Here is a 1466-nt window from a genome sequence, read left to right as displayed (position 1 = left end):
CGACCGCGAGGCGCGGCGGGGTCGCAGCGACGAGGTAGGTGGCGACGCCCACGCGGCGGCTCAGCCGGCGGCCGGCCGGCGCCCCGGGACACCCTGCGGCAGCACGAGCGTCCCGTCGATCCGACGGGGGAGCCCGAGCGGATTCCCGTCGCGGAGCTCGGGCGGCAGCGCGGCATCCGGCGCGTCCTGGAAGGCGATCGGCCGCAGGAACCGGCGCATGGCGGTCACGCCGACCGAGGTGTGGATCGACGTGGTCGACGGCCACGGCCCGCCGTGCTGCTGGGCCCAGCTCACGGCGACGCCCGTCGGCCAGCCCGCGAAGAGCACCCGGCCCGCGACCTCCGAGAGCACCTCGACGATCGGGGCGAGCTCGTCGCCGGGCTGGGCGTGCACGGTCGCGGTGAGGCTGCCGCCGACGGCGCGGACGGCGGCGAGGGCATCGGCGAGGTCCGCGTACTCGATGAGCAGGGTCGACGGCCCGAAGCACTCGTGCAGGAGCGCGCCGGGGTCGGCGATCACGGCGGCGCTCGTGGTGCTGAGGACGACGGGCTCGCCCGTGCCCGGCCGCTGCGCCGTCGGGTCGCCGACGACGACGTCGACGCCGTCGCGACCTGCGAGGCCGGCGATGCCCGACGCGAAGGCGCCGGCGATGCCGTCGGTGAGCATCGGCGCAGGTCCGGCGGATGCCGCGTCGAGCGCCGCTGCGACGCGTTCGCCGAAGTCCGATCCGGCGGGCACGAGGACGACGCCGGGGTTCGTGCAGAACTGCCCGGCGCCGAGGGTGAACGAGCCGGCGAGGCCCGCCGCGAGCTCGTCCGCGCGGGCCTCGAGCGCCGCGGGCGTGATGAGCACGGGGTTCACGGCGCTGAGTTCCCCGTAGAAGGGGATGGGGTCGGGCCGCTGCTGCGCGAGGTCGAACAGGGCACGTCCGCCGCCGAGCGATCCGGTGAAGCCGACGGCGCGGACCTCGGGGTGCTGCACGAGTGCGACGCCCGTCTCGTGGCCGGTGACGTGCGCGAAGACGCCGTCGGGGGCGCCGGCGCCGACCAGCGCGCCGGCCACGATCTCGGCAGTGCGCGCCGACAGGCGCGGGTGCGCGGGATGCCCCTTGACGATGACCGGGCAGCCGGCGGCCAGTGCCGAGGCGGTGTCGCCGCCCGCGACGGAGAACGCGAACGGGAAGTTCGACGCGCCGAACACGGCGACCGGCCCGAGCGGACGCAGCACGCGTCGCAGGTCGGGTCGCGGGGGGATGGTGGTGGGATCGGGGTGGTCGATCGTGGCCTCGAGGTACGAGCCCTCGAGGATCGCGTCGGCGAAGAGCCGCAGCTGCGCGGTCGTGCGCGCGACCTCGCCGGTCAGTCGCGCGGTGCCGAGGCGGGTCTCCTCGTCGGCGATCGGCACGAGCTCGTCGCGTGCGGCGTCGAGGGCGTCGGCGGCGGCGCGGATCCACGCGGCACGTTCGG

Annotated in this window: 1 protein-coding gene; it reads right to left on the bottom strand. The window is 76.5% G+C overall.

Annotation, left to right across the window (positions count from 1 at the left end):
- Positions 1 to 60 precede the first annotated feature (60 nt).
- Positions 61 to 1466 (bottom strand): aldehyde dehydrogenase (NADP(+)) (locus ESO86_RS16885; protein ID WP_165308239.1); only part of this gene is annotated, 1406 nt, incomplete at its 5' end.

The organism is Agromyces binzhouensis, from assembly GCF_004135055.1.
GTDB classification, from domain to species: Bacteria; Actinomycetota; Actinomycetes; order Actinomycetales; family Microbacteriaceae; genus Agromyces; species Agromyces binzhouensis.
Note: the sequence above shows the minus strand (reverse complement) of the source record. Positions and strands in the feature narration are given on the sequence as shown.